Source organism: Streptomyces nanhaiensis (genome assembly GCF_046614825.1).
Taxonomy (GTDB): domain Bacteria; phylum Actinomycetota; class Actinomycetes; order Streptomycetales; family Streptomycetaceae; genus Streptomyces; species Streptomyces radiopugnans.
Genome location: NZ_JBKJFM010000046.1, coordinates 19314 through 36876 on the forward strand (window position 1 = coordinate 19314; position 17563 = coordinate 36876).

Annotated in this window: 15 protein-coding genes and 5 tRNA genes; 11 read left to right on the forward strand and 9 right to left on the reverse strand. The window is 73.2% G+C overall.

Features of this window, described 5'->3' with window-relative positions:
• Nucleotides 1-163: 163 nt before the first annotated feature.
• Entirely contained in the window at nucleotides 164-1024 is an 861-nt protein-coding gene (locus ACLIYP_RS13100; protein ID WP_093663098.1) for a hypothetical protein, read from the forward strand.
• A 510-nt stretch (nucleotides 1025-1534) separates the two neighbouring features.
• Entirely contained in the window at nucleotides 1535-1741 is a 207-nt protein-coding gene (gene bldC, locus ACLIYP_RS13105) for a developmental transcriptional regulator BldC (RefSeq protein ID WP_020869672.1), read from the forward strand.
• A gap of 632 nt (nucleotides 1742-2373) precedes the next feature.
• Here bldC and ACLIYP_RS13110 read toward each other — a convergent pair.
• The 3 genes from ACLIYP_RS13110 to hrpA all read right to left on the reverse strand — a co-directional run bounded on the left by ACLIYP_RS13110 (nucleotide 2374) and on the right by hrpA (nucleotide 7002).
• On the reverse strand, nucleotides 2374-2655 hold the full coding sequence (locus ACLIYP_RS13110; RefSeq protein WP_412713316.1) for a DUF6274 family protein: 282 nt from the start codon (nucleotides 2653-2655) through the stop codon (nucleotides 2374-2376).
• 132 nt (nucleotides 2656-2787) lie between these two features.
• Nucleotides 2788-2862: transfer RNA gene (locus ACLIYP_RS13115), tRNA-Asp, on the reverse strand.
• A 93-nt stretch (nucleotides 2863-2955) separates the two neighbouring features.
• Nucleotides 2956-7002 carry an ATP-dependent RNA helicase HrpA gene (gene hrpA / locus ACLIYP_RS13120; protein ID WP_412713317.1) on the reverse strand — a complete coding sequence of 1349 codons (4047 nt, stop codon included), beginning with the start codon at nucleotides 7000-7002 and terminating at the stop codon, nucleotides 2956-2958.
• A gap of 106 nt (nucleotides 7003-7108) precedes the next feature.
• Between hrpA and ACLIYP_RS13125 the strand changes: the two genes are divergently transcribed.
• Nucleotides 7109-8320 (forward strand): ABC transporter permease, encoded by a 1212-nt coding sequence (locus ACLIYP_RS13125; RefSeq protein WP_412713318.1) that lies wholly within the window; start codon nucleotides 7109-7111, stop codon nucleotides 8318-8320.
• A 34-nt stretch (nucleotides 8321-8354) separates the two neighbouring features.
• On the opposite strand, the gene ACLIYP_RS13130 is transcribed toward ACLIYP_RS13125, so the two are convergent.
• The 5 genes from ACLIYP_RS13130 to ACLIYP_RS13150 all read right to left on the reverse strand — a co-directional run bounded on the left by ACLIYP_RS13130 (nucleotide 8355) and on the right by ACLIYP_RS13150 (nucleotide 11315).
• Nucleotides 8355-8906, reverse strand: coding sequence for a DUF2087 domain-containing protein (locus ACLIYP_RS13130; RefSeq protein ID WP_412713319.1), 552 nt, complete (start codon nucleotides 8904-8906; stop codon nucleotides 8355-8357).
• 396 nt (nucleotides 8907-9302) lie between these two features.
• A tRNA-Phe gene (locus tag ACLIYP_RS13135) sits at nucleotides 9303-9376 on the reverse strand.
• Between the two features lie 4 nt (nucleotides 9377-9380).
• Nucleotides 9381-9455: transfer RNA gene (locus ACLIYP_RS13140), tRNA-Asp, on the reverse strand.
• Between the two features lie 38 nt (nucleotides 9456-9493).
• Nucleotides 9494-9566: transfer RNA gene (locus ACLIYP_RS13145), tRNA-Glu, on the reverse strand.
• Between the two features lie 114 nt (nucleotides 9567-9680).
• Nucleotides 9681-11315, reverse strand: a complete 1635-nt coding sequence (locus ACLIYP_RS13150; protein ID WP_412713320.1) for a metallophosphoesterase family protein — start codon at nucleotides 11313-11315, stop codon at nucleotides 9681-9683.
• Between the two features lie 176 nt (nucleotides 11316-11491).
• On the opposite strand from ACLIYP_RS13150, the gene ACLIYP_RS13155 reads away from it, so the two are divergent.
• The 8 genes from ACLIYP_RS13155 to ACLIYP_RS13190 all read left to right on the forward strand — a co-directional run bounded on the left by ACLIYP_RS13155 (nucleotide 11492) and on the right by ACLIYP_RS13190 (nucleotide 16936).
• Complete coding sequence (locus tag ACLIYP_RS13155; protein ID WP_218158319.1) at nucleotides 11492-11854, forward strand: metallopeptidase family protein; 363 nt, start codon at nucleotides 11492-11494, stop codon at nucleotides 11852-11854.
• Complete coding sequence (locus tag ACLIYP_RS13160; RefSeq protein WP_412713321.1) at nucleotides 11851-12372, forward strand: FluC/FEX family fluoride channel; 522 nt, start codon at nucleotides 11851-11853, stop codon at nucleotides 12370-12372. The genes ACLIYP_RS13155 and ACLIYP_RS13160 overlap by 4 nt, the downstream gene beginning before the upstream one ends.
• A gap of 13 nt (nucleotides 12373-12385) precedes the next feature.
• Entirely contained in the window at nucleotides 12386-12760 is a 375-nt protein-coding gene (crcB, locus tag ACLIYP_RS13165) for a fluoride efflux transporter CrcB (protein ID WP_412713322.1), read from the forward strand.
• Between the two features lie 147 nt (nucleotides 12761-12907).
• Complete coding sequence (locus tag ACLIYP_RS13170) at nucleotides 12908-13591, forward strand: hypothetical protein (RefSeq protein WP_412713323.1); 684 nt, start codon at nucleotides 12908-12910, stop codon at nucleotides 13589-13591.
• 251 nt (nucleotides 13592-13842) lie between these two features.
• Nucleotides 13843-15807 carry a DEAD/DEAH box helicase gene (locus ACLIYP_RS13175; protein WP_412713324.1) on the forward strand — a complete coding sequence of 655 codons (1965 nt, stop codon included), beginning with the start codon at nucleotides 13843-13845 and terminating at the stop codon, nucleotides 15805-15807.
• 222 nt (nucleotides 15808-16029) lie between these two features.
• Nucleotides 16030-16102, forward strand: a tRNA-Lys gene (locus ACLIYP_RS13180).
• A 246-nt stretch (nucleotides 16103-16348) separates the two neighbouring features.
• Nucleotides 16349-16705, forward strand: coding sequence for a PRC-barrel domain-containing protein (locus tag ACLIYP_RS13185; RefSeq protein WP_412713325.1), 357 nt, complete (start codon nucleotides 16349-16351; stop codon nucleotides 16703-16705).
• A 69-nt stretch (nucleotides 16706-16774) separates the two neighbouring features.
• Nucleotides 16775-16936, forward strand: coding sequence for a hypothetical protein (locus ACLIYP_RS13190; RefSeq protein ID WP_412713326.1), 162 nt, complete (start codon nucleotides 16775-16777; stop codon nucleotides 16934-16936).
• 33 nt (nucleotides 16937-16969) lie between these two features.
• On the opposite strand, the gene ACLIYP_RS13195 is transcribed toward ACLIYP_RS13190, so the two are convergent.
• The coding region (locus ACLIYP_RS13195; protein WP_412713327.1) for a hypothetical protein at nucleotides 16970-17563 on the reverse strand (594 nt) is incomplete at its 5' end.

The window sequence follows — 17563 nt, forward strand, 5'->3', positions numbered from 1 at the left end:
GCATCCTCCCGCTTGTGGCGGGGGACGCGGGGCGGGCCGGTTGGCATGAGGGTACGGCCTGACGGCCCCCGGGAGTACGGGTGTGCAGTTGCGGTGCCACGATCAGGGTATTGAACTGCCGTTGTCCGCCCCCTCGGCCCGCTGTTCCGGGAGGAAGAATCCCTTGGCCCTCACTACTCCGGTGGCCGTCCCGTACGCGTCCTACCTGCGGGTCTACGAGCCGCTGGCCGCCTTTCCCGAGCCGGAGCGCTCCCACTGGGCCCGCTACGCCCGCCGCGGGAGCCTGCCGGGGGCGCAGGACGAGCTGCGCCGGTCGCTGGCGGACCTGGTGCCGGTGCCGCCCGTGGTGGTGCCGGTGCGCGAGAGCGCGGACGCCTTCGTGGCCGAGGTGGACGGGGTGCTGTGCGTCTGCCCCTGGCGGACCAGGCTGCGGGGCTGGCAGGCGCTGGCCGGACTCGGCGACGAGCTGCCGGCGCCGGTGCTGGACGCGGCGGTGCCGCCGGTGGTGCGGCGCGAGGCGGCGGCGGACTACGACCGCTGGCGGGAGCGGAACCCGGACGCCCGGCCGTGGATCCGCTCGGCGACCTGGCACGTGCCGGTGCGCTGGTTCGTGCTCTTCGCGGACGAGGAGCGCGAGTACGGCAAGGGGGCGGGCGGCGGCGCCGGCGGCGCGGGGGAGGGGCTCGTCCTGCGCTACCGCACCCCGATGGTGCAGGCACGGCGGCGGGTGGCACGCGCGCTGAAGGTGCTGCGCGAGGAGCTGGAGGACAGCCCGCTGGTCGACGGGCTGGTGGACGTCGGGCGCTGGCTGGAGGAGTTCCACCCGCGGTCGATGGTGGAGCTGGATTACGGCGGACTGGTGTATACCATCCCGGAGGAGCAGCTGGCCTCGGACCACTCCGCGGCCGACACCGCGGAAGGGCTGGCGGCGCTGCGGGAGGGCGACGGCGAGCGCGCGAGCGCGGTCTACGAGCGGCTGACCGAGCGCTGGCGGGCGGTACGGCACCGGGGGCTGGCCAGTTGAGTCGTCCGGCGGGCTCGGCGCCGGGGCGCGGGGTGCCCCGTCTGCCGCGAACCGGTTCGTTGCGGGCCGTTCCGGGCCTTCGCGCCGAGGGCGCCCCAAGGTGACCGACCGCACTTACCGGGGTCTTGCCTTGAAGGACATCTCTCGTGCCAAAATAGGACAAGGAGTCCGGAGGGGGCTTCATCCGTCCAACTAAGGTCGGATCCATCGGTATTGCGCTTCTTTCCAGGGGGCTGGAGAGGTCTGCTCACGTTGTAACCGATCGTCACGATGGAGTGACCGTCCGTTATGACACGGTCCATCGGCTTCCGCCGAGGTTGGACACCTGAGAGGGCAATTCCGTCGGTTTGGCCGACGTGGCTGGACAGATGGTGTAGTTGTAGTGCCGAGGACAAGCCGTTCGTCCTATAACCGACTCGGCCCGCGTCCGCCATTTCGGGCAACGCGGGTCAAGGTGCAGAATTTAGAGGAAAGAACCGTGATGGTTCGGTTCTCCCGAGGAGGCCGCTCATGACCGCTCGCACCCCTGATGCCGAGCCGCTGCTGACCCCGGCTGAGGTTGCCACCATGTTCCGTGTGGACCCGAAGACGGTCACGCGCTGGGCCAAGGCAGGCAAGCTCACGTCCATCCGCACGCTCGGAGGGCACCGCCGCTACCGCGAGGCGGAGGTGCGCGCTCTGCTCGCGGGCATCCCGCAGCAGCGCAGCGAGGGTTGAAAAACCCCGTGAATCGGGCGTGACGGGGCCCCCATCCCGCTTCGCCGCCCGACTCCGTACCACCTTTCGGGCCGGTGTCCCCCACGCGGCCTGAACGTCGATCACGCTGGGCTCCGCCGGGTCCAGCGCGATCTCCGCGTACTCCCTCGCTTCTTCGCGTCGTCGTCGCGCCGACAGGGCCCCTTGCCCGGAACCCGTTCCGGGCAAGGGGCCCTGTCGTGTTCCGACCGGCCCTGCTCCGTACCCGGTTCACCGCCGCCGGCCGCAGGGGCCGCAGGGGTGGCGGGGGGTGTCCGCAGGGCCCTGCGAGGCCCGTCCGCGGGCCCCGGGCGGGGGGCGTGCGGAGGCGTTGGGAGGGGCGCTCGGGTGCAGTGCAATTGCACATATTAAATTTACCCGATGTAGGAAGGGGTTAAATTCCTTCCTCCGATCAACCGATTCGGTGACTCCCGTCACATCGCGCAGGTCTTGCCTGCCCCAACTACCGTACGGTAATGGGAAATAAGCGTATGACGCCCCGCAATCGGACCTTCGGCCGGGCGCCGGTGCGCCGCCGACGGCCGCTCGTGCGCCGCCGGGCCGCCGCCCTGTCGCGCGGGCGGTGCCGCGACCGGAGGGCCCGTCAGGTCCGCTCAGGCGCCCTCGGGCCCCGTGAGACCCGGCCGGGCCTGACGGGGCGGCTCGGGGTCCCGCACGGGCCGTACGAGCGGTGCGGGCGGTTCCGGGCGCGGGACGGACGAAGGGGCCGCGGACGGCCCGCCGGGGCGCTCACCCGCCGGCTCCATCGCCAGCCGCTGCAGCCGGTGGCAGACCGGGCAGTGCCGGGTGGCGTGGCCGTAACGCGTCGCGGCGGACAGATGGGCACGCAGCAGGGCCCGTGTCTCGTGCCGCGGATACTCCGGAGTCGTCGGCATCGCGCCCACCTCCCTGTAGCAGGGGTACCCGCGGCCTGAGGCCCCGTCAAGACGGCCTGCGCGCCCGGGAGGCGCGGGAGCGCGCAAAACGGCCAGTGGCCCGGATCCGCTGGGGATCCGGGCCACTCGATGCGGTCCTGACGGGATTTGAACCCGCGGCCTCCACCTTGACAGGGTGGCGAGCACTCCAAACTGCTCCACAGGACCTGGAAGCCGCAGCCGGGGCGCTCCCCGAGCTGCGAGAAGGACTCTACAGCAGCTCAGGGGCGCAAAGCGAACTCACCCAGAGTGCCGCTCCCGCTACCGGGCCGCCGGCGCCGCCGCGTCCACCGCCTTCACGATGCGCTTGTCCGAGACCGGGTACGCCGTGCCCAGGGCGTGCGCGAAGTAGCTGACCCGCAGTTCCTCGATCATCCAGCGGATCTCCCGGGCCTCCCGCGGCACCGGCCGCCCCTGCGGGAACTGCTCCAGCAGCCACTCGTACTCGTCCCGCATCTCCTTCACCTTCGCCATCCGGGCGCGGTCCCGGTCGGCGTTGGTCGGGAGCTGCTGGAGACGGCGGTCCACGGCCGTCAGATAGCGCAGCAGGTCCGGCAGGCGCCGGGCCCCGTGGGCGGTCACGAAGCCCGGGCCGACCAGCTCCGTCAACTGCTGCCGCACATCCGCGAGGTTCGGCGCCAGCGTCGGACTGCCCGACAGCGGGGGCGACTTCATCCGCCGCTCGCACGACTGCCGGGCGGCGAGCACCTCGCGCACCTGCCGCACCGTCGCCACCGTCGCGTCGGTGATGTCGGCGCGCACGGCGTCGAAGAGCTTGCGGAAGCCCTCCTCGTCCCAGGCCGGGCCGCCGTGCGCCGCGATCAGCCGGTCGGCGGCGGCCGCCACGCAGTCGTCGAACAGCGCCTGGACGCTGCCGTGCGGGGAGGCGGCGAGGGAGAGCCTGTCCTGGTTGGTGAGCTTGGACTGGGCGAACTTGGCCGGATTGGAGGGGAGGTTGAGCAGGATCAGGCGGCGTGTGCCGCGCCACATCGCCTCGCGCTGCTCGTCCTCGGTGTCGAAGAGCCTCACGGACACCGAGCCGCCGTCGTCCACCAGCGCCGGGTACGCCTTGACCGGCTGGCCGGCCCGCCGCGTCTCGAAGGTGCGCGGCAGGGCGCCGACGGTCCAGGAGGTCAGCCCGGTGCGCTGCTCCAGGCCGGCGCCGGAGCCCTCACCGCCCTTCTCCCGGGCGGAGTCGAACGCCTTGGACAGCGCGGCCCGGGTGCGCGGCCGCAGGGTGTCCCTCAGCTCCTCCAGGTCCTTGCCCTCGGCGTCGCCGGACACCTTGCGGCGGCGCTCGTCCACGACCCGGAAGGTGATCTTCAGGTGGTCGGGGACCTTGGAGAGGTCGAAGTCCTCCGGGGTCACCCGTACCCCCGTCATCCGCGTCAGCTCCCGCGCCAGCACGGCCGTCAGGGGCTGGTCCAGCGTGTCCTGGGGGATGCCGCCGTCCTGTCCGGCGACGGCGTCCAGGAAGCGCCGGGCGAAGTCGGGGGCGGGGACGTAGTTGCGGCGGATCGGCTTGGGCAGCGAGCGGATCAGCTCGGTGACCAGATCCGCGCGGAGCCCCGGGATCTGCCAGTCGAAGCCCTCGGAGACGGCCTGGTTGAGTACCTGCAGGGGGATGTGGACGGTGACGCCGTCGGCGTCCGCGCCCGGCTCGAACTGGTACGTCACCCGGAACCTCAGCCTGCCCTGGCGCCAGGTGTCGGGGTAGTCGTCCTTGGTGACCCGCCCGGCCCGCTCGTTGATGAGCATGGACTTCTCGAAGTTGAGCAGGTCCGGCTCCTCCTGGCGCCTGTGCTTCCACCAGGAGTCGAAGTGCGCGCCGGAGACGACGTGTTCGGGGATGCGCCGGTCGTAGAAGTCGAACAGCGTCTCGTCGTCGACGAGGATGTCGCGGCGGCGGGCCCGGTGCTCCAGCTCCTCCACCTCGCCCAGCAGCCTGCGGTTGTCGTGGAAGAACTGGTGGTGGGTGCGCCAGTCGCCCTCCACCAGGGCGTTGCGGATGAACAGCTCGCGGCAGGTCTCCGGGTCGATGCGCCCGTAGTTCACCTTGCGCTGGGCCACGACGGGCACGCCGTACAGCGTCACCTTCTCGTAGGCCATCACCGCCGCCTGCTTCTGCTCCCAGTGCGGCTCGCTGTAGGTGCGCCTGACCAGATGGCCGGCGAGCGGCTCGATCCAGTCCGGGTCGATCTTCGCGTTGACCCGCGCCCACAGCCGCGAGGTCTCCACCAGCTCGGCCGACATGATCCAGCGCGGCGGCTTCCTGAACAGCGCGGAGCCGGGGAAGACGGCGAACCTGGCGCTGCGCGCGCCCAGGTACTCGTTGCCCTTCGCGCTCTCCCGCGCGCTCTCCCCCGGGGAGCTCTTGCCGCTCTCCTTGACGTCCTTGAGCCCGATGTGCGACAGCAGGCCCGCCAGCAGCGACTGGTGGACGCGGTCGGCGTCCGCGTCCTTGTCGTTCATGTGGACGCCCATGGACTTGGCGACCTGGCGGAGCTGGACGTAGATGTCCTGCCACTCGCGTATGCGCAGGTAGTTGAGGAACTCGGACCTGCACATGCGGCGGAAGGCCGAGGAGGAGAGCTCCTTCTGCCGCTCGCGCACGTAGCGCCACAGGTTGAGCAGGGCGAGGAAGTCGCTGTTCTCGTCGCGGAACCGGGCGTGCTGCTGGTCGGCCTGCTGCTGCTTGTCGGCGGGGCGCTCGCGCGGGTCCTGGATGGACAGCGCCGCGGCGATCACCATGACCTCGCGGACGCAGCCGTTGCGGTCGGCCTCCAGCACCATCCGCGCCAGCCGCGGGTCGACGGGGAACTGCGCCAGCTTCCGTCCCGTCTCCGTCAGGCGCTTGCGCGGGTCCTTCTGCCTGGGGTCGAGCGCGCCCAGCTCCTCCAGCAGCTGCACACCGGCCTTGATGCTGCGGTGGTCGGGCGGGTCGATGAAGGGGAAGCGCTCGATGTCGCCGAGCCCGGCGGCGGTCATCTGGAGGATGACGGAGGCCAGGTTGGTGCGCAGGATCTCCGGGTCGGTGAACTCCGGGCGGGAGAGGAAGTCCTCCTCGGAGTACAGCCGGACGCAGATGCCGTCCGAGGTGCGGCCGCAGCGGCCCTTGCGCTGGTTGGCGCTGGCCTGCGAGACCGGCTCGATCGGCAGCCGCTGGACCTTGGTGCGGTGGCTGTAGCGGGAGATGCGGGCGGTGCCGGTGTCGACGACGTACTTGATGCCGGGGACGGTCAGCGACGTCTCGGCGACGTTGGTGGCCAGCACGATCCGCCGCCCGCCGTGTTTCTGGAACACCCGGTGCTGCTCGGCGTGCGACAGCCGCGCGTACAGCGGCAGCACCTCGGTCGAACGCAGATTCCGCTTGTTCAGCGCGTCGGCGGCGTCGCGGATCTCCCGCTCGCCGGAGAGGAAGACCAGGATGTCGCCCGGTCCCTCGGCCTGGAGCTCGTCGACCGCCTCGCAGATCGCGGTGACCTGGTCCCGGTCGGGGTTGTCGCCCTCCTCCTCCAGCAGCGGCCGGTAGCGGACCTCCACCGGGTACGTACGGCCGGACACCTCGACGATCGGGGCGTCGCCGAAGTGGCGGGAGAAGCGCTCGGGGTCGATCGTCGCGGAGGTGATGACGACCTTGAGGTCCGGGCGGCGGGGCAGCAGCCGGGCGAGGTAGCCCAGCAGGAAGTCGATGTTGAGGCTGCGTTCGTGCGCCTCGTCGATGATGATCGTGTCGTACCGGCGCAGCTCGCGGTCGGTCTGGATCTCGGCCAGCAGGATGCCGTCCGTCATCAGCTTGACCAGGGTGTCCTCGCCCACCTGGTCGGTGAAGCGGACCTTCCAGCCCACCGCCTCGCCCAGCGGGGTGCGCAGCTCCTCGGCGACGCGCTCGGCCACCGTGCGGGCCGCGATCCGGCGCGGCTGGGTGTGCCCGATCAGCCCCTTCACCCCGCGCCCGAGCTCCAGGCAGATCTTGGGGATCTGGGTGGTCTTGCCGGAGCCGGTCTCGCCCGCGACGATCACGACCTGGTTGTCGCGGATCGCCTCGAGGATCTCGTCCTTCTTCTGGCTGACGGGGAGCTGCTCGGGGTAGTCGATCGCCGGAACGGCGTCCCGCCGGGCGGCCACGCGCAGCTCGGCGCGCTCGACCTCGGCGGCGATCTCCGCGAGCACGGCGCGCCGCGCCTCCGGCTTGCGGATGCGGCGGACGCCCTCCAGTCGGCGGCCGAGCCGCTGCTGGTCGCGCAGCATCAGCTCGGGCAGTCGTTCCAGGACGGCGGGGAGGCTGGGATCAGACACAGTGGACATACGGCCTCCAGGATCGCACCCGCACCGAGTGCCGGGCGAATCAATTCACCGCCTCCCGTGACCGGTGTGCGGCGTTGTGGGTGAAATGACTGTCTAGGGTGAGCGCATGAGCGACCGGCGCCATCCCCTCCCCGACGGACCCGAAGAGCCCGGAGGTCCCGCCCGTACCGGCCGCCCCGGCGACTCGGGCGGCCCCGGCGGCTCGGACGGTTCCCACGGCTCGCGCACCGCGCACGGCTCTCATGATGCCCGCGCCGGGCGGGGAACCGGAGAGGGCCGTCGAAGCGGGGGTGCCGCCGGATGGTGGAGGCGCTTCAAGGAGTCGCCCTTCCTGCTCGCCACCGTGCTGTCGCTGCTCATCGCCGTCGCGGCCGGGCTCTTCGCCGGCTCGTACACCTACGCCATGGCCGACCCCACCCCGCGCCGCATCCCCGTCGCGGTCGTCGGCGCCACCGAGAGCGCCGCGGCCCACCGGGAGCGCGCGGAGACCTTCGCCGACGCCGTGGGCGAGGACCTGCGCTCCTCCCTGGAACTGCACGAGTACCCCACCGCCGCCGCGGCGGGCGAGGCACTGGAGTCGCAGCGGGTCTTCGCCGTGCTGCGCATCCCCGCCGACCCCGGCCGGGAGCAGCCGGTACTGGAGGTCTCCAGCGCCTCGGGCGCCTCCGTCGCGGAGCTGCTGACCGAGGCCGCCCGCTCGGTGGGCGAGGAGACCGGGCTGCGGGTGGCGGTGCGGGACGCCAAGCCGCTGGACCCGGGCGACCCGCGCGGCCTGGCCCTCTTCTACGTCACCCTCGCGGCGGTGGTCACCGGCTTCATCGGGGCCATCCAGATGAGCGTCCACGCCAGGGACCTGAACCCCTCCGAGCGGATCGCCTTCACGGCCGCCTACTCGCTGCTCGGCGGCTTCGCCATCGCCGCGGCCGTGGACTGGCTGCTGAACGCGGTCGACTTCCCCTTCGTCCACTCCTGGATGATTCTCGCCCTGACCATGTTCACCTCGGGCATGGTCTTCACCATGTTCCAGGCGCTGATCGGGCGCTGGGCCATGCTCCCCACCTGGGGCCTGATGGTCCTCATCGGCAACCCCTCCTCCGGAGGAGCGGTCTCCTGGCCCCTGCTGCCCTCACTGCTGGGCACCGTCGGCCGCTGGCTCCCGCCGGGGGCCTCCGTCAACGCCCAGCACACGGCCGTCTACTTCCCCGACCACCTGCACGTGCAGCCCTACCTGGTGCTGACCGCCTGGGCGGTCGTCTCCTGCGCCGTCTTCTGGCTCCGGCGCCACCGGCACCCGGGCGGCCGGGACGGCGGCTCCTGACCCGGCCCGCGGCCGCGGCCCGGCCGGCGGTGGATCAGGGACGCCAGTACCGGCCGTCCTCGCGTCTGAGCAGGCACTCGTCGACCAGGTAGCGGCGCACCGTCACGTGGTCGGTGGCCCCGCCCTCGCACCACGTGCGCAGCCGGTCGTCCACCTCGCGCTCGCCGTAGACCCGGCCGGTCTCGAAGGAGCGCGCCACCACGTGCTCCAGCACCGGCAGCCGTCTGCCCTTCCTGGCCGGCAGATGGACGATGCGCCCGCCTCGTACGGACCGGTGGAGCGGCTCCCCGGCGGCCTCCGCCTCCCCGCTCACCCCGCTCCTCTCCGCGCTCCGGGCGCGGGCGAGCTCCCGGAACCGCCCGGCCTCGACGCGCAGCCCGGCGTCTCCGCCGCCCCCGTCCCCGCCGTCTCCCCCGACGACGACCCCGCCGTCCCGCAGCCGCCGCACGGCGACCGCGGCCTCGCGTACGGACAGCCCGGCGGACGAGGCCACCTCCGGCACGCTTCCGGCCCCCAGCACCAGTGCGGCGAAGGCACGCAGCCGCTGCGGCTCGGCGAACAGTCCCGCGAGATCTCCAGGCGTCATGGCCCCACCCTGCCACCGCCCCGCCCCGCACCGCCTCCGGTTTTCCGGCGGCCGGACGGGCCTGTCCGGCGGCGAACGCGACCGGAACCGCGATCAAGTGATACAGCCGGCCGGCCCGCAGGCCACCCATGTCCCGATCGGGTCTGACGCGGGCCTGACGAAGTGCGACGAGTCGTATGTGAACTGTGCGGACCTTCACGCCGTGGCCAAGCCGCGGCTTCGGAGGAAGCTCGGGCTGCCGGCCCCGGGCGAACTGCGTCGTGTGGAGGATGCCGTCCGGCTGATCCTCGGCCTGCAGCGCTGACCTCGGTGCCTGATCTCCGTCGGCGTACGGGTTGGGGGGGGAAACGGTGAAAGCCCCGCTCCGGAGACCCGGGGCGGGGCTTTCATCTGCGGTGGCTGGGGCCGGGGTCGAACCGGCGACCTTCCGCTTTTCAGGCGGACGCTCGTACCAACTGAGCTACCCAGCCGCAGCGGTCCTGACGGGATTTGAACCCGCGGCCTCCACCTTGACAGGGTGGCGAGCACTCCAAACTGCTCCACAGGACCAAGCGATGTACGAGCACCAGTCTCGCACAGGTTGTGCGTGCCCCCAACGGGATTCGAACCCGTGCTACCGCCTTGAAAGGGCGGCGTCCTGGGCCACTAGACGATGAGGGCTGATGGCCCACCTGGGCGCTTCTCAGCGCGTCGGGGACGTGAGAAGCATATGGGATGGCGGGACGGATCGCCAAAACGGATTTCCGGCGGGGCCCGGGCGGGCCGTCCGGCGGGCTAACCGGCGGGCTGTCCCGCGGGCTCCCCGGACGGCGACCGGGACGGGGACGGTGCCGGGGAGGAGGGGGACCCGGACGGGGAGCCGGACGGAGACGGGGACGGGGAGCCGCCCGGCTCCACGTCCTCCGGCAGATGGCGGCTGACCTCGGCCGTCGTCAGGCCCAGGCCGCCCAGGGTGATCTCGTCCCACGCCTGGAGCCGCTTGGTGTCCCGGTCCAGGTAGAGCACCGAGGTCATCACCTTCTGCGGCTCGTCGCCCTCCACGGCCCGCAGCCCGCCGCCGCCCGTGGAGCCCTCGATCATCAGCCGGGTGCCCTCCTCCATCACCCGGGCCTCCCGCCGGTGGACGTGGCCGGCCAGCACCAGGGGCACGTCACCGTCCGTCTGCTGGGCCGCCACCGGGTTGTGCGCGACGGCGATGTGCACCGGCCTGCCCGCCTCCGCGCTCTTGCGCAGGGCCGCGGACAGCTTCCGGCCCGCGGCTCGCTCGGCCGGGTCGCCCTCGGCGACCACCGAGCGGTCCGGGGTGAACTGCGGGTCGCCGATGCCCGCGATCCGCAGACCGCCCACGCTCACCGGCTTCCCGTCGTCCAGGACGTGGGTGTTGTCCAGTTCCTCGATGTACTCCTGGGTGGTGCGCGAGTCGTGGTTGCCGCGCACCCACACGTACGGCGCGCCGAGGTCCTCGACCGGGTCCAGGAAGCCGTTCTCGGCGGCGGTGCCGTGGTCCATGGTGTCGCCCGCGTCGATGATCACGTCGATGTCGTACTGCTCGACCAGCGATCTGATGATGTGCCACGCGGCCGGGTTGAGGTGGATGTCGGAGACGTGCAGCACGCGGATGGTGCTGGGGTCCGGCTGGTAGGCGGGGAGCGTGGACGTGGCGTCGTAGAGCTTGGTGACGTTGGTGACCAGGCGAGCCAGTTCCTGCTGGTAGACGTCGAACTCGGTGACGATGCTGCGCGCGTTGCCCACCACGCTGGGGGCGCTGGCCAGCAGTCCGGAGAACTTCGGCTCCAGCAGCGACTTCGGGTTCCACGTGGCGTAGGCGCTCGCGCCGGAGGCCGCCAGGAGCGCGAGCGCGAGGCCGCCCGCCGCGAGCGCGCGCCGGGGGCGCCGGTAGACGGCCAGGCCGAGTGCCGTGGCGCCGGCGACCGCCGCGACGGAGGCCTTCACCGCCAGGTCCCGTGTGCCGGACTGCACATCGCGGGTGATCTGCCCCTCCAGGCCGCTGATCCGTTCCGGGCGGTCTATCAGCGCCTGGGCGCGCTCGGGGTTGAGCTGGTCGATGTCGACGTCCAGGGCGAGCGGTGCGAGGTGGCTGTCCAGTTCGAGCGCGCCCAGCGGCGGCACGCTGATCTCGGTGCCCCCGGTGAGCGAGGGGCGCAGCGACATCCGGGTGTCCACCGGCCCCACGGCGGTCTTCACGCTGCCCACGACGAGCAGTCCCAGCCAGGCGCCGAGCAGTGTGACGGCGACCAGCGCGAGCGCGCGGGCGTACGGATGGGGGGCGTGGCTCAGGGAGTACACCGGCGCGGGCCGGTGCGCCCGGAGGCGGCGCCGCAGAGCACGGGGAACGGCTGCGGCCCAGCGGGCGGGAGCCCGGAGCGGCCGGAGGGGTTCTCGGCTCATGCCGTGCCATATGCCCGTCCGGTTGGCGACTATGCGGCGGCCGTACGGCGTCGTACGGCGGCTGTCCGGTACGCCGCTCCGTGCCCCGCTTTGTGCCCTGCTCCTTGCTCTGCTCCGTGCCCCGATTCGCGCACCGCTCCGTGCGTCGTCCGCGCGCCGTGGCGGACAATGGGCGCGTGCTGGAGATGACGCGCGAGGAGTTCGAGGAACTGGTGGCCGAGGCGCTCGACCGGATCCCGCCGGAGCTGACGCGGCTCATGGACAACGTGGCGGTGTTCGTGGAGGACGAGCCGCCCGCCGAGGATCCCGAACTGCTCGGGCTCTACGAGGGCACGCCGCTGACCGAGCGCGGCGAGTGGTACGCGGGCGTCCTGCCGGACCGGATCACCGTCTACCGCGGACCGACCCTGCGGATGTGCGAGCGCGACGGCGGAGACCGGCAGATGGTCGTCGAGGAGGTGGAGATCACGGTGGTGCACGAGATCGCCCACCACTTCGGCATCGACGACGAGCGGCTGCACGACCTGGGATACGCGTGAGCGGAGTTCCGGGGGAGGTCCCGGACGACGGGGTGGTCGACCCCGACGTCGACCTGCGCGTACCCGCCCACCGCGCCGAGACCGCCGGGGCGCACGCGGTGGCCGTCCTCGCCGCCGTCGCGGCGGGCGGTGCGCTCGGCGCCTGCGCCCGCTACGGCCTGACGCTGCTGTGGCCCGCGGCGCCCGGCGGCTTCCCCTGGGCCGTCCTCGCCGTCAACGTGGTCGGGTGCGCGCTGATCGGCGTGCTGATGGCGCTGCTGGAGGAGCCCGGCGGGAGAGCACCCGGCGGGAGGGGGCCCGGCGGGACGCGGCCGCGCCACCCGCTGGCGCGGCCCTTCCTGGGCACGGGGGTCCTGGGCGGCTTCACCACCGTCTCCGCGTACGCGCTCGACGCCGTACGGCTGCTGGAGGAGGGTGCCGTGGGCACCGCGCTGCTGTACCTGGGCGCCACCCTGGCCGCCGCCCTCGGCGCCGTGTGGGCGGCCACCGCCGCGACCCGGGCGGCGGTGGCGCGGTGAGCCGGCTTCCGCGGTGAGCTGGCTCCTGGTGGCGCTCGGCGGCGCGGCGGGCGCGTGCCTGCGGTACGCGGTGGACCGCGCGGTGCAGTCGCGGCACGAGTCGCTCTTCCCCTGGGGCACCCTCACCGTCAACGCCGCCGGCAGCCTGCTGCTGGGTCTGGTGACCGGGACCGTCGGGGCGGGAGCGGCGGGGCCGGGGGCCGCCGCGCTGCTCGGTACGGGGCTGTGCGGTGCGCTGACGACCTACTCGACCTTCTCCTACGAGACGCTGCGGCTGGCCGAACGCGGTCACGGGCGGGCGGCGCTGGCGAACGCGGCCGTCACGCCGCCGGTCGCCCTGGGGGCGGTGTGGGCGGGTCTGGAGCTGACGCGTTACCTGTCGGGCTGACGGGAGTTGGGCAGGGGGAGCCCGCCCGATCCCCGCCTCCCGGAGGTGCCGCCAGTGCGCCCGTCCCGCCCCGCCCGCCGCGAAGCCACCCGCGAACCCGCCCGCAAGCACGCCCGCGTGCCCGCTCGTACGGATGCCCGCACGAGCGTGCGTACGGCCGCCGGCGCCCTGCTGCTGGCCACCCTCAGCGGCTGCATGACGGTCGGCTCCTCCGGCGGCGAGGGCGAGGGCGACGGGCGGCAGCCGGCCGGGCACCGGGTCTCCAGGGACGCCGGCGACCCGCGGCCGGGCAGTGCGGTGGCCCCGCGCGGCGGGGGCGGGCAGCGGGGCGCGGAGCACGGAGAACACGGAGGGCAGGGTGGGCGGAAGGACCGGGGCGGCGGCGAGGACGGGCCCTCGAGGCGGGCCTCCGGCCCGTCCTCCTCCCCCTCGACGTCCCCCACCGTCCCGTCGGCGGGCGCTCCGCGTCCGAAGAAGCCCTCCCCCTCGGCGAGTTCGGGCACCGGCGGGGGGCGGACGACCGCCCCGGCCACCCCCTCGCGCACGGCCGCGCCGCCGCCCGCGGACCCCACGGCCCCGACCGCCGAGCCCACCCCGTCGCATGGGAGCGGCGGGAGCGGCGGGAGCGGCGGAGGTGACGGCGACGGCGGGGGCGGCGGCGCGGAGGACGGTCCCGGCGAGGGGGCGGACGCCGGTGCGGAGGGGCTTCCCGGGCTGTCGGAGCGGTACGGAATGAACGGAGGGCCGTCCGTCGTTCACTCCTCGTACGACATCCACGGATCCGGCGGCCCGCAGGACTCGGGCGAACGCTTCGGCCCCGTGGACCGGTAGACTTCACCGCAGGCGGTCGCCACCGCCGCTCCTCCCACCCCATCGGCAGCGCGGACAAGGGATTTGCGCTCGGGGAGGGGAGGTCGTATGGTGGCAGATCGTTTGCTCCCATTTGCCCGGCGCCGTGAATCAGTAGCGCGCCGTGTGGCGCGTTCCTCACCTGAGCCGTGGCTGACCGCATCGAGGCGGTCTTATGCGAAAACACGGAGTTGCGGGCGCGTGCCATGTGACTCCGAGAGGTTTGTTTCCGCATGTCTGTGACCACCCCCGACGTCGTCCTGCCCGAGGACGAGCCGACGACCACGTTCGCCGATCTCGGCCTGCCCGGCGAGATCGTCCGCAAGCTCGCGCACAACGGCGTCACCGTCCCGTTCCCGATCCAGGCCGCGACCATCCCGGACGCGCTGGAGGGCAAGGACGTCCTCGGCCGCGGCCGCACCGGCTCCGGCAAGACGCTCAGCTTCGGCCTGCCGCTGCTGGCCCGCCTGGCCGGCGGGCGCACCGAGCGCAAGCGCCCCCGCGGCGTCATCCTCACCCCCACCCGTGAGCTGGCCATGCAGGTCAGCGACGCGCTCCAGCCGTACGGCGACGTCCTCGGCCTGAAGCTGAAGGTCGTCTGCGGCGGCACCTCGATGGGCAACCAGATCTCCGCCCTGGAGCGCGGCGTCGACGTCCTCGTCGCCACCCCGGGCCGGCTGCGCGACCTGATCAACCGCGGCGCCTGCTCGCTGGACGACGTGGAGACCGCGATCCTGGACGAGGCCGACCAGATGGCCGACCTGGGCTTCCTGCCCGAGGTCACCGAGCTGCTCGACCTGGTGCCGGCCGGCGGCCAGCGGATGCTGTTCTCCGCCACGCTGGAGAACGAGATCGACACCCTGGTGCGCCGCTACCTCGTCGACCCCGTCCACCACGAGGTGGACGCCGCCCAGGGCGCGGTCACGACTATGAGCCACCACGTGCTGATCGTGAAGCCGCGCGACAAGGCGCCGGTCACCGCCGCCATCGCCGCGCGCAAGGGCCGCACCATCGTCTTCGTCCGCACCCAGCTCGGCGCCGACCGCGTGGCCGAGCAGCTGCGCGAGGCGGGCGTGCGGGCGGACGCGCTGCACGGCGGCATGACGCAGGGCCTGCGCACCCGGACGCTGGCCGACTTCAAGGACGGCCGCGTCAACGTGCTGGTCGCCACCGACGTCGCCGCGCGCGGCATCCACGTCGACGACATCGACCTGGTGCTCAACGTGGACCCGGCCGGTGACCACAAGGACTACCTGCACCGCTCCGGCCGCACCGCCCGCGCGGGCCGCTCCGGCACGGTCGTCTCGCTGGCGCTGCCGCACCAGCGGCGGCAGATCTTCCGGCTGATGGAGGACGCGGGCGTGGACGCCTCGCGCCACGTCATCGGCCGCGGCGACGCCTTCGACGAGGACGTGGTGGAGATCACCGGCGCCCGGTCGCTGACCGAGGTGCAGGCCGAGTCGGCGCTGAACGCCGCCAAGCAGGCCGAGCGCGAGGTGGCCGAGATCACCCGGCAGCTCGAGCGCGCGCAGCGCCGCGCCGCCGAGCTGCGCGAGGAGGCCGACAAGCTGTCGGCGCGCGCCGCCCGTGAGCGGGGCGACGACCCGGAGGCGGCCGTCGCCGCGGTCGCCGAGGCGACCGAGGCCGCTGTGGCCGAGTTCACCGCCGAGGCCGACGCGGCGGAGGCGAAGGCCGAGGCCGAGGCGCGCCGGGCGCGCGAGGAGCGGTCGTACGAGCGCCGCGACGAGCGGGGCAACTTCCGCCGCGACCGCGACCGCGACCGGGACCGTGACGACCGCCGCCCGTACGGCCGCGACCGCGACCGCGACGACCGCCGTGACGACCGCGGCGACCGGCGCCCGTTCAACCGGGACCGGCGCGACGACCGGGGCGACCGCGACGAGCGCCGTCCGTTCAACCGCGACCGCCGTGACGACCGGGGCGGCTTCCGCCGCGACAACGACCGGCGCGAGTTCGGCCACCGCGGCGGCGGCGACCGCCCGTTCAACCGGGACCGCGACGACCGCCGTCCCTTCAACCGCGACCGGGACCGTGACGACCGCCGCCCGTACGGCCGCCGTGACGACCACCGCGGCGGCGGCTACCAGGGCGGTGGGCACCAGGGCGGCGACCACCGCGGCGGCGGCCGCTCGTTCGACCGCCGTGCGGACAAGCCGCGCTGGAAGCGCAACGGCTGACGCCTGACGGCCGGAAGACACCCAGGGGCCCGCTCCGAAGCACCGCTTCGGAGCGGGCCCCTTCCGGCTTCGGGTCCGGCTTCGGGTCCGGTTTCCCTCCGGTTCCGCGACCTGTCCGCCCGGGTGCGCCCGGCCGTCCGGGCGCGGATACGACGCGACGTGCCGTCACACTGTGGCAATGCCTTCGAAGCGCGGCGCCTCTCCGGGCTATGCTTCGGGGGCGGGCCGTTAGCTCAATTGGCAGAGCAGTGGACTTTTAATCCATTGGTTGTGGGTTCGAGTCCCACACGGCCTACTCACCGGGTCTGCCGCGGCGGACCCGGCGGGCGGGTTCGGCGCCCCGGCCGTTCGATCGGCCGGGGCGCCTCTCCTTTCTCCCGCCGTCTCCCGGGAGGTTCCGCGTCCTCCCCTGCTGCCCGGGATCATTGAGGGGGAAAAGCTCCCTTGTGCCGGAAAAGTCGCTTCGGCGTAGCATGGGCTCGGAGCCGGGTCGCCGGTGGCGCGGCGGCTTGGAGGCCGACTCCGCCCAGGGAGCTGAGCGATGATCCGTCCAGCAGACATCCGCGAGTGGCGCGGCCGCGACGTCGTCGACGCGACGGGGCACAAGGTCGGCCCGCTGGAGGCCGTGTACACCGACACGGCGACCGACGAACCCGCCATGGTCACCGTCCGGACCGGGCTGCCCACCCGCCAGCGGCTGGTGTTCGTGCCCCTGGACGAGGCGGTCGCCGGGCCGGACTACATCAGGGTCCGGTACGACAAGGCGCTGGTGAAGAAGGCTCCCTCCATCGGCACCGACGACGTGCTGTCGGCCGAGGAGGAGGAGCCGGTCTTCCGGCACTACGGCATCGCCTACCGCCCGGGCTCCGCGGGCGAGCGGCGGCTGGCGCGCGGCTGAACGGCCGGGCGGCCGGATCGCCGGACGGCCGGGCGACGGTGAAGACGGTTTGAAGGAGGCACAGACGACATGGCGCTATTCCTCTTCCTGCTCCTCGTCGCGGCCGTTCTGGGGGTGCTCGGCGCGGTGGTGGAGGGACTGCTCTACCTGCTGTTCATCGGTGTCGCGGTCCTGGTGATCGCGGTCCTCGTCGTCTCCCTGCAGCGCTCCCGCCGGCGCGCAGGCCGCTGAGGCGACCACGGGACGGCCGCCGGGGGCTCCGGGCTACAGGGCGTCGACCGCGCTCACCTTCCAGCCCTGGGGCGTGCGGGTGAGGGTCATGCGGACGCGGTTGAGGTCCAGCCGGGAGCCGCCGGAGACCTGAGTGCTCTCGGTGACCTGGTTGACGAAGAGCAGGACGACCACCCTGTCCGGCGAGGAGGAGACGACGGACGCCGCCGGGGCGCCGCTCTCGGGCCCGGCGACCGTCGCCTTGACGATCCCCTTGTACTTCTCGGCCGTCGGCGCGACCACCTTGGCGGTCGTCCTCTCGTACTCGTCGCGGAAGGAGCCGGTGAGGTGCTTGCGGGCCGCCGCGAAGTCGCGGTCCAGGCGCTTGTGGTGGTACGAGAGGATCACCGGCGCCGCCTTGCGGGCCGCGGCCAGGGCCTCCGAGCTTGCCTGGCGGGTGAGTTCGGCCTCGCGGTGGCGCAGGCCGAGGACGGCGGAGGCGGCCAGGGCGGTCAGCACGAGGAGCGCCAGGACCGCGAGGAGGCGCCCGCGGCGGGGGGCCGGTCCGGCCGCCGCAGCCGCCGCGGACGTCCTTCCGGCTCCGGGCCTCCCCGGCTTCTCGCCGGGGTCGCGGCGCGCCTCCGCGCG

What these genes read in the sequence shown, in the direction of transcription:
- ACLIYP_RS13110 (WP_412713316.1), bottom strand. Translation starts at nt 2,655, where the DNA reads ATGCCGACGACTCCGGAGTATCCGCGGCACGAGACACGGGCCCTGCTG.
- ACLIYP_RS13130 (WP_412713319.1), bottom strand. Translation starts at nt 8,906, where the DNA reads ATGACGCCTGGAGATCTCGCGGGACTGTTCGCCGAGCCGCAGCGGCTG.
- bldC (WP_020869672.1), top strand. Translation starts at nt 1,535, where the DNA reads ATGACCGCTCGCACCCCTGATGCCGAGCCGCTGCTGACCCCGGCTGAG.
- ACLIYP_RS13190 (WP_412713326.1), top strand. Translation starts at nt 16,775, where the DNA reads ATGGCGCTATTCCTCTTCCTGCTCCTCGTCGCGGCCGTTCTGGGGGTG.
- ACLIYP_RS13185 (WP_412713325.1), top strand. Translation starts at nt 16,349, where the DNA reads ATGATCCGTCCAGCAGACATCCGCGAGTGGCGCGGCCGCGACGTCGTC.
- ACLIYP_RS13125 (WP_412713318.1), top strand. Translation starts at nt 7,109, where the DNA reads ATGAGCGACCGGCGCCATCCCCTCCCCGACGGACCCGAAGAGCCCGGA.
- ACLIYP_RS13175 (WP_412713324.1), top strand. Translation starts at nt 13,843, where the DNA reads ATGTCTGTGACCACCCCCGACGTCGTCCTGCCCGAGGACGAGCCGACG.
- hrpA (WP_412713317.1), bottom strand. Translation starts at nt 7,002, where the DNA reads ATGTCCACTGTGTCTGATCCCAGCCTCCCCGCCGTCCTGGAACGACTG.
- ACLIYP_RS13150 (WP_412713320.1), bottom strand. Translation starts at nt 11,315, where the DNA reads ATGAGCCGAGAACCCCTCCGGCCGCTCCGGGCTCCCGCCCGCTGGGCC.